The organism is Citrobacter sp. TBCS-15 (assembly GCF_005280815.1).
Classification (GTDB): Bacteria; Pseudomonadota; Gammaproteobacteria; order Enterobacterales; family Enterobacteriaceae; genus Citrobacter; species Citrobacter werkmanii.
In genome coordinates, this window is record NZ_SZWK01000292.1 from 630,721 (window position 1) to 643,613 (window position 12,893).

The following is a 12,893-nucleotide window of genomic DNA, read 5'->3' on the forward strand; positions in this document are numbered from 1 at the left end:
CATGCTGGAACTTAACTTCTCCCAGACGCTGGGAACCCATTGCCTGACGCTCAATGAAACGCTGCCTGCCAGTGGGATTACCGCTATTTTTGGCGTATCCGGCGCTGGGAAAACGTCGCTGATCAACGCTATCAGCGGCCTGACGCAGCCGCAGTCCGGGCGTATTGTGCTTAACGGTCGGGTGTTAAACGATGTCGAAAACGGAATCTGCTTAACGCCTGAAAAGCGTCGGGTGGGCTATGTATTCCAGGATGCGCGTCTGTTTCCCCATTATAAGGTGCGCGGTAACCTGCGCTACGGTATGGCGAAAAGCATGGCCGGGCAGTTTGATAAGCTGGTGGCGTTGCTGGGCATTGAACCGCTGCTTGATCGCCTACCGGGAAGTCTTTCCGGCGGCGAAAAACAGCGCGTCGCTATTGGTCGGGCGCTGCTTACCGCGCCAGAGTTATTACTGCTTGATGAACCGTTAGCCTCGCTGGATATTCCGCGCAAACGCGAGCTGCTGCCTTATCTGCAACGTCTGGCGCGTGAAATTAATATTCCGATGCTGTATGTCAGCCACTCGCTTGATGAGATTTTGCACCTGGCAGACAAAGTGATGGTGCTGGAAAACGGGCAGGTCAAAGCATTTGGTTCGCTGGAGGACGTCTGGGGGAGTAGCGTAATGCACCCCTGGCTGCCGAAAGAACAGCAGAGCAGCATTCTGAAAGTCAGCGTGCTGGAGCATCATCCTCACTACGCGATGACCGCGCTGGCGCTGGGCGATCAGCATCTGTGGGTCAATAAGCTTGAGCAGCCGCTGCAATCCGTGCTGCGCATTCGCATTCAGGCGTCTGATGTTTCGCTGGTACTCCAGCCGCCCCAGCAGACCAGTATTCGTAACATACTGCGTGCGAAGGTCGCCCAGTGCTATGACGATAACGGCCAGGTGGAAGTGCAGCTTGAGGTAGGCGGGAAAACGCTGTGGGCGAGGATCAGCCCGTGGGCCAGGGATGAGCTTGGCATCAAACCTGGCCTGTGGCTGTACGCGCAAATTAAAAGCGTGTCGATCACCGCCTGATTACAGCAGGTGGGTGTAGATAAACTTCGCGATGCTGTCGGTGGTATTGTCACCAATCACGATGTTGGCGCGGGCTTTGACCGCGTCATCCGCATTGCCCATCGCCACGCCAGTGCCTGCGGCTTCCAGCATGCTGATATCGTTAAAGTTGTCGCCAAAGGCGATCACATTTTCCATTGACCCTCCCTGTGCTGCAATCCACTGGGTAAGGCGTCGCCCTTTGCTGTTACCTTTACGGGCAATATCGACCTGATCGTGCCAGGACCATTCACACTCCAGCCCCAGTTGTTGTTCAACGTCTTTACCAAACTGCTGCAGTTTTGGAATATCTTCGTCGGTAAGGGCAAATTTCCACACGGCGTTGACATCATGCGCGGCCTGCGCCAGCGAAGGAACCTGGGTGAAGGTTGGGCGCTGTTCCGGCGGCAGCGTTTGCGCCCAGTTAGCGGTACGCACCACATGCCCGGTCGGACGCTCATACAGCATGGCCTCGTCAACATACATCAGTCCATGAATTTGATGTTCATCCAGCATTTCGATCAGCTGCAATGCCTGGTCAACCGGAAGAGGATCGGATTCCAGTACCTTTTTTGCATGATAATCATACAAGTAAGTGCCGTTGCAGCAAATTGCAGGTGTATCCAGCGCCAGCGCCTGATAAAAAGGATGAATAGCAACGTGATGGCGACCTGTGACAATGATAAGTTGGTAGCCTGCTTCTCTGGCGCGTGAGAGCGCTTCAAGAGAGGATGGCAACAAGGTTTTTTTCGGGGTCAGCAAGGTACCGTCTAAATCCAGGGCAATCACGCGTGCGGTCATAGGTTTTTCCAGATTAAGGTTGAGAATTGTGTCTGTTGGAATGGTACACCGAGACGGGAGCCGGACAAAATTCTGAGTCTTAATTAAGCATTCACCGTTAAAAGCGTCTACCTTAGGCGTGTGTCAGGCAATTGCAGCCACCTGCCAACAAGCAAAGGAGTATTCATGAAACAAACCGTTTATACCGCCAGTCCTGAGAGTCAGCAAATTCATGTCTGGAGCCTGAATCACGATGGTTCTTTGACGCTGACCCAGGTGGTTGATGTGCCGGGTCAGGTACAGCCGATGGTCGTCAGCCCGGATAAGCGCTATCTCTATGTCGGTGTGCGCCCGGAGTTTCGTGTTCTGGCATATCGTATTGCGCCTGATGACGGTGCGCTGACCTTCGTTGCGGAGTCTGCACTGCCGGGTAGCCCGACGCATATTTCTACCGATCATCAGGGGCGTTTTGTGTTTGTCGGCTCCTATAATGCGGGCAGCGTGAGCGTCACGCGTCTGGAAGATGGTCTACCGGTGGGGCTGGTGGATGTGATTGAAGGTCTTGACGGCTGCCACTCGGCCAACATCTCTCCGGATAACCGCATTCTGTGGGTCCCGGCGTTGAAGCAGGATCGTATCTGTCTGTTTGACGTCAGTGATGATGGTCATCTGGTCGCCCAGGAGCCAGCAGAAGTGACCACCGTGGAAGGCGCGGGTCCGCGTCATATGGTGTTCCATCCGAATAAGCAATACGCCTATTGCGTGAATGAGCTGAACAGCTCTGTTGACGTCTGGGAGCTGAAAGATCCGCACGGCAAAATTGAGTGTGTGCAGACGCTGGATATGATGCCAACTGATTTCTCCGATACCCGATGGGCGGCAGATATTCATATTACACCGGATGGTCGTCATCTGTATGCCTGCGATCGTACCGCCAGCCTGATTACGGTGTTTAGCGTCTCAGAAGACGGAAGTGTGCTGACGAAAGAAGGCTTCCAGCCGACCGAAACGCAACCGCGCGGTTTTAATATCGACCACAGCGGTAAATACCTGATCGCCGCCGGGCAAAAATCTCATCACATCGCGGTGTACGAGATCGCTGGCGAACAAGGGTTGCTGACGGAGAAAGGTCGTTACGCGGTAGGCCAGGGCCCGATGTGGGTGGTGGTTAACGCGTACTAATATTGCGTCTAATGCCGGATGAGTATCCGGCACATTGCCCGGCAGAGCATGAGTCTGCCGGGTTTACATCAGAGAATGGCGATTACTGCTTAGGTTCAGCAATCACTTTGCTACCAATACCGCGGTTGTTGTATTCCCACATGCGGTTGAAGTTGGTGTCGTTCAGGTTGCGCTGGATTTCGCCTTTATCATCTTCCGCACCGGTATTACCGGTAAATGGATGTTTTGAGATAACGCTGTCAGCCCACGGTTTCGCCATGTTAAAGCCTTCGTTAATCACGCTGTCGCGAATAACCACCTGTCCATTGGTGTTAGAATCAACATCCAGCGAGCGGCCCAACTGCGCCACGCCATCACCACTTGCCGTGAAGCGGCTATTGATAGCCAGGAAACCGTAGTAGATGTTTGACAGGGTAGCCGGTGCAAACACGTAAGCTTCCTGCTGGGTACGGGAGTTCACAACGCGGAAATCGGTGTTATCGAATACCACCGCGCCACGACCAGACACGATATCCACATCGCCTTCAATGTAGCTGTTCGTCACCAGCGTACGCGGCTGGCGATCGTTTTCCAGACGGTTTTGTACGCCGCTGTTGGTCACGAAGAAGGTATTCTGACGGCCCAGGATGTTGACCTTGTTGATCTGCACTTTATCGCCATCGGTACGCAGGGCGACGGCCGGATGGTTACCTGCATCAACGCTATCACCGAGGTTGTTTTCGATGGTCAGGTTCTGCAATTGCAGACCGTTATTTTGCGACCAAACGACGGCCGAACACATCACGCCAATATTCGTGCCGCGCTTGTTCTGGCAATTATCAAACATATACCACGCAGGTTTGCCCGGCATATATTTACCGCCCGGGTTCACCGTACGACGCCAGTCAGCGGTGCTCATATCACCGTCAATGGCCTGGCCAATTTTCACATCCAGCGGTTTTTCACCAGTACCATAAAGCGTCAGGCTACCCGTCGCTGCCGGAATATAGACCGTGCCCTGATACTCACCCGGCATGATCGCGATGTACTGACGTTTGTTGGTACGTTTGATGATTGCCGCATCAACCGCAGCCTGAATGCTGGTATGCGTCACGCCCTGGGTGCCTGCCGGGCCAACGACAAAGTCAGGCTGCGCGGGCAAAGTAATAGCAGAGGGGCTCCATGGCGCGGTATTTGGCGTCAGCGCGGAAAAATAGTGCGCGGCGACGAAGTTTTTCGCTTCATTGGCCGACAGAATCGGGCGCGAAGCGGTGCCTGGCGCGGTCTGATCGGAAGGAATTTGATCGGGCGGTGTAGAGCTACAGGCGGTCAGCGTCACGCCAAAAGCCATTGCCAGCGCCAGACGGGAAACTGATGATATGTTCACAGGTTGCTCCGGGCTTTGAAAGTTATCCATTGAAGCCTGCTTTTTTATACTAAGTTGAGCGAAACGGGAAGGTTAAAAGGTAAAAAGTTCTTTTTTATCGCCGTAATGCCCGGCGCGGAGAGACCTTATATCACAAATAGATAACAATTATGGTCCTTCAGGTTGACAACATCCGCGGAATCAAAAATAAATGTCTATACAACCTATGACAAGTGGTGAGTCAAATGCAGCAATTCTTCCCTGATGATGTTATCTGGCGCAATGTTCGCCTGGCGACCATGGATCCTGAACGTGATAACCCGTATGGGCTGGTGGATGGACATGCGTTGATCGTCCGCCAGGGTAAGATTCGCGCTATTGTGCCGGAGTCTTCGTTATACCTCACACATGACAATACCTTTGATATGCAGGGCCGGCTGGTTACCCCTGGCCTGATCGACTGCCATACGCACCTGGTCTTTGGCGGGAATCGCGCAGGTGAATGGGAGCAGCGGCTTAACGGTGTTTCCTACCAGCAGATAAGCGCCCAGGGGGGCGGTATTAATGCCACCGTGTCGGCGACCCGCAGCGCCACTGATGAACAACTTCTTCATATAGCGCATCAGCGTATGGAGCGGTTGATCAAAGAAGGCGTTACGCTACTGGAAATAAAGTCCGGTTACGGCCTTGATTTGCAAACAGAAGAGAAAATATTGCGCGTGGCGGCAGCGCTGGCGGCGGAAAATGTGGTTGAAATAAGCCCGACGCTGTTGGCTGCCCATGCTACCCCTGCGGAATACCAGGGCGATCCTGACGGCTATATTACGCTGGTGTGTGAGACGATTTTGCCGCAGTTGTGGGAGCAAGGGCTATTCGAGACCGTCGATCTGTTTTGTGAAAGCGTCGGTTTTACGCTGGCGCAGAGTGAGCGGGTGTTCCAGGCCGCACAGGCGCTGGGCATCCCGGTCAAAGCGCATGTTGAACAACTGTCACTGCTCGGCGGCGCCCAACTGGTGAGCCGCTACCACGGTTTATCAGCCGACCATATTGAATATCTTGATGAAGCGGGCGTGGCGGCGATGAGCCAAAGCGGTACGGTTGGGGTGTTGTTGCCCGGCGCTTTCTATTTCCTCAAAGAGCAACAGCGTCCGCCGATAGAGCTGTTACGGCAATATCAGGTGCCGATGGCGGTGGCGACTGACTTCAACCCTGGCACCAGTCCGTTTATCAGTCTGCACTGGGCGATGAACATGGCTTGCGTCCAGTTTGGCTTAACGCCGGAAGAAGCGTGGGCAGGCGTCACCCGTCATGCGGCCCGGGCGCTGGGACGTCATGCCACTCACGGTCAATTGAAGGCCGGGTTTGTGGCTGATTTTGTGGTGTGGGATGCCGAACTCCCGGTTGAGATCCTCTATGAGCCAGGGCGTAACCCGCTCTACCAACGTGTATTTAAAGGACAAGCTGCATGACTAACTGGCAACCTGCTTCTCCTGCACTATGGCAGGGGCGAGATGACCGCGCCGAGTCGCCGACTGCGCTGCGCCTGTTTCAGACGATTACGCTGAGTCCGGCGTTTTCCCCGGAAATGTACTCTGAGCAGATAGCACTGCTTGGTTTTGCCTGTGATGAAGGCGTTAAACGTAATCAGGGGCGTACGGGAGCCGCCGGAGCGCCAGACGCGCTACGTAAAGCGCTGGCGAATTTAGCCAGTCACGACGGGCATCAGCGGCTGGTGGATCTGGGCAATATTGTAGCGCAGGCCCCCGATCTTGAGGGCGCGCAGCAGGCGCTACGCAAGGCGGTACAGCGCTGTCAGCAGGAGAACATGCGTACCCTGGTGCTGGGGGGAGGGCACGAAACCGCGTTTGCGCATGGCGCTGGCGTGCTGGATGCGTTCCCGCAGGCAAAAGTGGGCATCATCAATCTCGACGCGCATCTCGATTTGCGTCATGCCGACCAGGCCACATCCGGTACGCCGTTTCGCCAGCTGGCGCACCTTTGCGATGAACAGCAGCGCGGATTTCACTATGCCTGTATCGGCGTCAGTCGGGCGGCAAATACCCAGGCGCTGTGGGATGAAGCGCAGCGGCTCGGTGTCACCGTGGTGGAAGATTTGCACTGTGATTCGGCACAGGCCCAGCTGGCGCAGTTTGCCTCTGGCGTGGATGTCATCTATCTGACTATCGACCTTGACGTGCTGCCGGTTTGGGAAATGCCCGCAGTGTCAGCGCCCGCTGCGCTGGGCGTACCGTTGGCGACGCTGTTGGGGCTGATTGAACCCCTTTGTCGTAGCGGTAAACTGCAGGCGGTGGATATGGTTGAATTTAATCCACGCTTTGACGATGATGGCAGAGCGGCACGCGTTGCGGCGCGATTAGGCTGGCAAATTGCGCACTGGTGGCACTGACATGCCTGAGGGCGTTACGCTTATCAGGTTCGGGTAATGTCTGTAAACTATACCCATTCACATTTCAGCTTAAGGAAGGCACACGCATGCTCCCATCCCGTTCTGCTCCGGCCCCTTTTTACGAAAAGGTAAAACAGGAGATCAGCGAAAAAATTGCCAGCGGCATCTGGCAAGCTCACGATCGTATCCCGTCTGAGGCAGAGCTGGTGGCACAGTATGGTTTTAGCCGAATGACCATCAATCGGGCACTGCGTGAGTTAACGGATGAGGGGTTGCTGGTACGTTTGCAGGGGGTGGGGACGTTTGTCGCCGAGCCAAAAGGTCAGTCTGCGCTGTTTGAAATTCGCAGCATTGCGGATGAAATCAACGCCCGTCAGCATCAGCACCGCTGTGAGGTACTGACCCTGGAAAGAACCCAGGCAAATGCGCAGCAGGCTTTGGTGTTAAACGTTAAAGAAGGCACCCCCATTTTTCACTCCATCATGGTGCACTACGAGAACGATTTGCCGGTACAAATTGAAGATCGCTGTGTGAATGCGGAGATTGTGCCGGAGTATCTGGCGCAGGATTACAGCCAGACCACGCCGCACGCTTACCTGTCGCTGATCGCCCCTTTAACGGAAGGTGAGCACATTGTCGAAGCGGTACGCGCCACTGCTGAAGAGTGCGCGTTGCTGAATATCAAAGAACACGATCCCTGCTTGCTGATCCGTCGCAAAACCTGGTCCGCGTCATCCATTGTCTCTCATGCCCGTTTGCTGTTTCCGGGTTCCCGTTATCGCCTGCAAGGACGGTTTATGTCCTGATGTCGGGATACCAAAACCGTGATTGCTGACGCAATATAATAAAAATGTATCTTAATTGTTAAAATCATCCTTGCGGCAGCTTGTATAGACAAGTATATGTTACTTATCTATCCGACGTCCGTGAGGAGTTTTCTGTCATGTCCCATAGCAAATATCGTCAGCAGGATATTCGTGCCCCGCGTGGCACCACCTTAATGGCCAAAAGCTGGCTGACCGAAGCCCCGCTGCGCATGTTAATGAACAACCTGGATCCCGACGTGGCGGAAAATCCGCATGAGCTGGTGGTATACGGCGGGATTGGCCGCGCCGCGCGTGACTGGGAATGTTACGACGCCATCGTTAATGCGCTGACGCAACTGGAGAGCGATGAGACCCTGCTGGTCCAGTCGGGTAAACCGGTCGGTGTGTTCAAAACCCATGACAACGCCCCGCGTGTACTGATTGCTAACTCTAACCTGGTTCCGCACTGGGCAACCTGGGAGCACTTCAACGAGCTGGATGCTAAAGGACTGGCGATGTACGGTCAGATGACCGCCGGGAGCTGGATCTACATTGGTAGTCAGGGCATCGTGCAGGGGACGTATGAAACCTTTGTTGAGGCCGGGCGTCAGCATTATCAGGGTAACCTGAGCGGACGCTGGGTGCTAACCGCCGGGCTGGGCGGGATGGGCGGGGCGCAGCCGTTAGCCGCGACGCTGGCTGGCGCATGCTCGCTGAACATTGAATGTCAGCAAAGCCGCATTGATTTTCGTCTGCGGACCCGATACGTGGACGAGCAGGCGACATCGCTGGACGATGCGCTGGCGCGTATCGATAAGTATACCCGTGAGGGTAAAGCGGTTTCCATTGCGCTGTGCGCGAATGCCGCCGACGTTGTGCCGGAGCTGGTGAAACGTGGTGTGTGCCCGGATATGGTGACCGACCAGACCAGCGCCCACGATCCACTGCATGGTTATCTGCCGTCCGGGTGGAGCTGGGAAGAGTATCAGGCGAAAGCGGTGTCCGATCCGCAGGGTACAGTGCAGGCGGCGAAACGCTCAATGGCAACGCATGTTGAAGCGATGCTGGCATTTAGCAAAATGGGCGTACCGACGTTTGATTACGGCAATAACATTCGCCAGATGGCCAAAGAGATGGGCGTGGAAAATGCCTTTGATTTCCCCGGCTTTGTGCCAGCGTATATTCGACCGCTGTTCTGTCGTGGCATTGGCCCGTTCCGCTGGGTGGCGCTTTCCGGCGATCCGCAGGATATTTATAAAACCGATGCCAAAGTGAAAGAGATCGTGGCTGACGATAAGCATCTACATCACTGGCTGGACATGGCGCGTGAGCGGATTAACTTTCAGGGCTTACCGGCGCGTATCTGCTGGGTCGGCCTGGAATGGCGCCAAAAGCTGGGGCTGGCGTTTAATGAAATGGTGCGCAGGGGGGAAGTGTCCGCGCCAATTGTTATTGGCCGTGACCATCTGGACTCCGGCTCCGTTGCCAGTCCGAACCGCGAAACCGAAGCCATGCGCGATGGGTCTGACGCCGTATCCGACTGGCCGCTGCTGAATGCGCTGCTGAACACCGCCAGCGGTGCGACGTGGGTGTCATTGCACCACGGTGGCGGAGTGGGAATGGGTTTCTCCCAGCATGCCGGGATGGTCATTGTTTGTGATGGCACTGATGAAGCCGCTGCGCGTATTGCCCGGGTATTGCATAACGATCCGGCCACCGGGGTGATGCGCCACGCTGACGCCGGGTATGATATTGCGGTGGAATGTGCTGTCGAAGAAGGATTGAATTTGCCGATGGTTGCTGCGACGCAGGGGAAACGCTGAGATGAATACCATGACATTAACGCCGGGCCAACTGACTTTTGCACAGCTCCGTGACATCTGGCAGCAGCCGGTCCAACTAAGCCTTGATGCCAGCGCGATTGACGCCATTAATGCAAGCGTCGCCTGCGTCAATAACATTGTCGCTGAAGGCCGTACGGCATACGGCATTAATACCGGTTTTGGCCTGCTGGCCCAGACCCGTATCGCCACAGAAGATTTGCAGAATTTACAGCGCTCGTTGGTGCTTTCCCATGCGGCTGGCGTCGGCGAGGCGCTGGACGACGCGATGGTGCGTCTGATTATGGTGCTGAAAATCAACAGCCTGGCGCGCGGTTTTTCCGGTATTCGCCTGAGCGTGATTGAAGCGCTGATTGCGCTGGTAAATGCCGAGGTGTATCCGCTGATCCCGGCGAAAGGCTCAGTGGGGGCATCGGGTGACCTGGCGCCGTTGGCGCATATGTCTCTGACGCTGCTGGGTGAAGGGAAGGCGCGCTGGCAGGGGGAATGGCTCCCGGCGACCGAAGCGCTGAAAAAGGCCGGGCTGGAGCCGATAACGCTGGAAGCAAAAGAAGGGCTGGCACTGCTCAACGGCACCCAGGCGTCCACCGCCTTTGCGCTGCGCGGGTTATTTGAAGCTCAGGAGCTGTTCGCGTCTGCGACGGTGTGCGGGGCGTTAACCACCGAAGCTGTGCTCGGTTCCCGCCGCCCGTTTGATGCCCGCATTCATGCGGCGCGAGGACAGCGTGGACAGATTGATGCCGCAGCACTTTATCGCCATGTGTTGAGCGACACCAGCGCGCTTTCGCAGTCGCATCATAACTGTGAAAAAGTGCAGGATCCGTATTCTCTGCGCTGTCAGCCGCAGGTGATGGGGGCGTGTCTGACGCAAATGCGCCAGGTATTGGATGTCCTGCTGGTGGAAGCTAACGCGGTTTCCGACAACCCGCTGGTATTTGCCGAAGAGGGCGATGTGATTTCAGGCGGCAACTTCCATGCCGAACCGGTGGCGATGGCGGCAGATAACCTGGCGCTGGCGATTGCGGAAATCGGGTCGTTATCGGAGCGACGCATTGCGCTGATGATGGATAAACACATGTCGCAGTTGCCGCCGTTCCTGGTGAAAAACGGCGGAGTTAACTCCGGCTTTATGATTGCTCAGGTGACGGCTGCCGCGCTGGCGAGCGAGAACAAAGCGCTGGCGCATCCGCACAGTGTGGACAGCTTGCCGACCTCCGCCAACCAGGAAGATCACGTCTCTATGGCTCCCGCGGCGGGTCGCAGATTGTGGGAGATGGCGGCGAATACGCGCGGCGTGATTGCCGTGGAGTGGCTGGCGGCGTGTCAGGGGATCGACCTGCGCGAAGGGTTAACCTCAAGTCCATTGCTCGAGCAAGCGCGCCAGGCGCTACGCGAGCGGGTTGCCCATTATACGCAGGATCGCTTTTTCGCCCCGGATATTGAGTGTGCGACTGAACTGTTAGCGCAAGGAACGTTGCTGAAATTGCTGCCTGAATTTCTGTAGAGAAATGCCTGATGGCGACGCTGACGCGTCTTATCAGGCCTACGGTCTGCTTTGTAGGCCGGATGAAGGCGAAGCCGACATCCGGCACAACAGCACTTAACTAAACATCGCCGTAATCGAGGCGCTGGCGAGCGAGTGGAAGTGAACATTAAATCCAACCATCGCGCCGCTGGCGTCCTCATCGACATCAATACGCTCTACATCCAGTGCGTGAACCGTAAAGATATAGCGATGAGTTTCCCCCTTCGGCGGCGCTGCGCCGCCATAACCGGCTTTACCAAAATCCGTACGGGTCTGAATCACCCCGTCCGGCAGTGCAACCAGCCCGGAGCCGAAGCCTTGCGTGAGAACGCGGGTATCCGCAGGCAGATTTACGACTACCCAGTGCCACCAGCCGGAGCCGGTGGGAGCATCAGGATCGTAACAGGTCACGACAAAGCTTTTAGTCCCGGCGGGCACATCATCCCATGCCAGATGCGGAGAAATATTATCCCCGTCATATCCCATGCCGTTAAAGACGTGACGATGCCCAAGCTTCTCCCCATCACGCAGATCGTTACTGATTAGTTTCATACTGACTCCTCTCGTTAGCCAAAAAGTGTAGCCAGAAACCGTAGAGCTTACCGCTGATTAATCGCTAAAAAATGTTGCATGGCACACAGCTTCATTGATGGCCTGAGTCAGGCGGCGCAACTGCTCGGGCTGAATAATGTACGGTGGCATCAGATAGATCAGCTTGCCAAACGGTCGGACCCACACGCCCTGTTCAACAAAGAACTTCTGCAGTGCCGCCATATTTACCGGCTGGGTGGTTTCTATCACGCCGATTGCGCCGAGCACGCGCACGTCGGCGACCCAGCTGGAGTCCGCCGCCGGGGCGAGTTCTGCACGCAACTGCGCTTCAATGGCCGCGACCTGCGAGCGCCACTCGCCAGTGTTGAGAAGCGACAGGCTGGCGGAGGCGACGGCACAAGCCAGCGGATTGCCCATAAAGGTCGGGCCGTGCATGAAGCAGCCCGCTTCGCCGTTGCTGATGATTTCTGCGACCAGGCGGGTGGTCAGGGTCGCGGAAAGGGTCATCGTTCCGCCGGTTAACGCTTTGCCGAGGCACAAAATATCCGGCGTAATATCGGCGTGCTCGCAGGCAAATAGCTTGCCGGTGCGGCCAAATCCGGTGGCAATCTCATCGGCAATCAGCAGGATGCCTTCCCGATCACACATCTTACGGATACGCTTTAACCACTCAGGATGGTACATGCGCATGCCGCCAGCGCCCTGCACAATTGGCTCAAGGATCACCGCCGCAATCTCGTGACGATGCGCGGCCATCAGGCGGGCAAAAGGCACCATGTCCAGTTCGTCCCACTCGCCACCCATGCGGCTTTGCGGCGCAGGCGCAAACAGGTTTTCCGGCAGATACCCTTTCCACAGACTGTGCATCGAGTTGTCGGGATCGCAGACCGACATCGCGCCGAAGGTATCGCCGTGATAGCCGTTACGAAACGTCAGGAAACGCTGACGGGATTCGCCTTTAGCCTGCCAGTATTGCAGCGCCATTTTCATTGCGACTTCTACGGCGACCGAACCTGAATCCGCGAGAAAAACGCACTCCAGCGCTTCGGGCGTCATGTCCACCAGTTGGCGACATAGCGTGATGGCCGGGGCATGGGTAATGCCGCCAAACATCACATGCGACATAGCGTCAATCTGCGTTTTCATTGCGGCGTTCAACTGCGGGTGATTGTAACCGTGGATCGCCGCCCACCAGGACGACATGCCGTCAATCAGCCGCTCACCGCTGGTTAAAACCAGTTCGCAACCTTCGGCCCGCGCCACCGGATAAACCGGCAACGGGGAGGTCATGGAGGTGTAAGGGTGCCAGATATGGCGTTGGTCAAATGCAAGATCGTCCGTTGTCATAATCGACTTGTAAACCAAATTAAAAAGATT

11 protein-coding genes are annotated in these 12,893 nt (G+C 56.0%); 7 read left to right on the forward strand and 4 right to left on the reverse strand.

What is annotated here, in order from left to right:
- Position 1 precedes the first annotated feature (1 nt).
- Positions 2–1,060: a molybdenum ABC transporter ATP-binding protein ModC gene (modC, locus tag FDW96_RS20665; RefSeq protein WP_038638999.1), complete on the forward strand. Its 1,059-nt coding sequence runs from the start codon at positions 2–4 to the stop codon at positions 1,058–1,060.
- Here the strand turns inward: modC and FDW96_RS20670 are convergent, their stop codons facing one another.
- On the reverse strand, positions 1,061–1,879 hold the full coding sequence (locus FDW96_RS20670) for a pyridoxal phosphatase (protein ID WP_137366202.1): 819 nt from the start codon (positions 1,877–1,879) through the stop codon (positions 1,061–1,063).
- Between the two features lie 165 nt (positions 1,880–2,044).
- On the opposite strand from FDW96_RS20670, the gene pgl reads away from it, so the two are divergent.
- Positions 2,045–3,040: a 6-phosphogluconolactonase gene (gene pgl / locus FDW96_RS20675; protein WP_042309651.1), complete on the forward strand. Its 996-nt coding sequence runs from the start codon at positions 2,045–2,047 to the stop codon at positions 3,038–3,040.
- Positions 3,041–3,122: 82 nt separating this feature from the next.
- Here pgl and FDW96_RS20680 read toward each other — a convergent pair whose 3' ends face one another.
- On the reverse strand, positions 3,123–4,406 hold the full coding sequence (locus FDW96_RS20680) for a putative acyl-CoA thioester hydrolase (RefSeq protein WP_061381947.1): 1,284 nt from the start codon (positions 4,404–4,406) through the stop codon (positions 3,123–3,125).
- A gap of 224 nt (positions 4,407–4,630) precedes the next feature.
- On the opposite strand from FDW96_RS20680, the gene hutI reads away from it, so the two are divergent.
- The 5 genes from hutI (at position 4,631) to hutH (ending at position 10,943) form a co-directional block, all read left to right on the forward strand.
- The gene (gene hutI / locus FDW96_RS20685; RefSeq protein WP_137366203.1) at positions 4,631–5,854 is read left to right on the forward strand and encodes an imidazolonepropionase; all 1,224 of its coding nucleotides are present in this window, start codon (positions 4,631–4,633) and stop codon (positions 5,852–5,854) included.
- The gene (gene hutG / locus FDW96_RS20690; RefSeq protein WP_137350186.1) at positions 5,851–6,792 is read left to right on the forward strand and encodes a formimidoylglutamase; all 942 of its coding nucleotides are present in this window, start codon (positions 5,851–5,853) and stop codon (positions 6,790–6,792) included. The genes hutI and hutG overlap by 4 nt, the downstream gene beginning before the upstream one ends.
- Positions 6,793–6,878: 86 nt before the next feature.
- The gene (locus FDW96_RS20695; protein ID WP_137350185.1) at positions 6,879–7,598 is read left to right on the forward strand and encodes a histidine utilization repressor; all 720 of its coding nucleotides are present in this window, start codon (positions 6,879–6,881) and stop codon (positions 7,596–7,598) included.
- A gap of 137 nt (positions 7,599–7,735) precedes the next feature.
- Positions 7,736–9,421 (forward strand): urocanate hydratase, encoded by a 1,686-nt coding sequence (hutU, locus tag FDW96_RS20700; RefSeq protein ID WP_137366204.1) that lies wholly within the window; start codon positions 7,736–7,738, stop codon positions 9,419–9,421.
- A 1-nt stretch (position 9,422) separates the two neighbouring features.
- Positions 9,423–10,943, forward strand: a complete 1,521-nt coding sequence (hutH, locus tag FDW96_RS20705; RefSeq protein WP_137366205.1) for a histidine ammonia-lyase — start codon at positions 9,423–9,425, stop codon at positions 10,941–10,943.
- Between the two features lie 96 nt (positions 10,944–11,039).
- Here hutH and FDW96_RS20710 read toward each other — a convergent pair whose 3' ends face one another.
- Together FDW96_RS20710 and bioA are read right to left on the reverse strand one after the other, a co-directional pair.
- Positions 11,040–11,516: a kinase inhibitor gene (locus FDW96_RS20710; protein WP_038639028.1), complete on the reverse strand. Its 477-nt coding sequence runs from the start codon at positions 11,514–11,516 to the stop codon at positions 11,040–11,042.
- A 57-nt stretch (positions 11,517–11,573) separates the two neighbouring features.
- Positions 11,574–12,863, reverse strand: coding sequence for an adenosylmethionine--8-amino-7-oxononanoate transaminase (gene bioA, locus FDW96_RS20715; RefSeq protein ID WP_137366206.1), 1,290 nt, complete (start codon positions 12,861–12,863; stop codon positions 11,574–11,576).
- Positions 12,864–12,893: the final 30 nt, after the last annotated feature.

Bases quoted from the DNA above. Each gene is read 5' to 3' on its own strand.
- pgl (WP_042309651.1), top strand. From the start codon at position 2,045: ATGAAACAAACCGTTTATACCGCCAGTCCTGAGAGTCAGCAAATTCAT.
- FDW96_RS20695 (WP_137350185.1), top strand. From the start codon at position 6,879: ATGCTCCCATCCCGTTCTGCTCCGGCCCCTTTTTACGAAAAGGTAAAA.
- bioA (WP_137366206.1), bottom strand. From the start codon at position 12,863: ATGACAACGGACGATCTTGCATTTGACCAACGCCATATCTGGCACCCT.
- hutG (WP_137350186.1), top strand. From the start codon at position 5,851: ATGACTAACTGGCAACCTGCTTCTCCTGCACTATGGCAGGGGCGAGAT.
- hutI (WP_137366203.1), top strand. From the start codon at position 4,631: ATGCAGCAATTCTTCCCTGATGATGTTATCTGGCGCAATGTTCGCCTG.
- FDW96_RS20710 (WP_038639028.1), bottom strand. From the start codon at position 11,516: ATGAAACTAATCAGTAACGATCTGCGTGATGGGGAGAAGCTTGGGCAT.
- FDW96_RS20670 (WP_137366202.1), bottom strand. From the start codon at position 1,879: ATGACCGCACGCGTGATTGCCCTGGATTTAGACGGTACCTTGCTGACC.
- hutH (WP_137366205.1), top strand. From the start codon at position 9,423: ATGAATACCATGACATTAACGCCGGGCCAACTGACTTTTGCACAGCTC.
- modC (WP_038638999.1), top strand. From the start codon at position 2: ATGCTGGAACTTAACTTCTCCCAGACGCTGGGAACCCATTGCCTGACG.
- hutU (WP_137366204.1), top strand. From the start codon at position 7,736: ATGTCCCATAGCAAATATCGTCAGCAGGATATTCGTGCCCCGCGTGGC.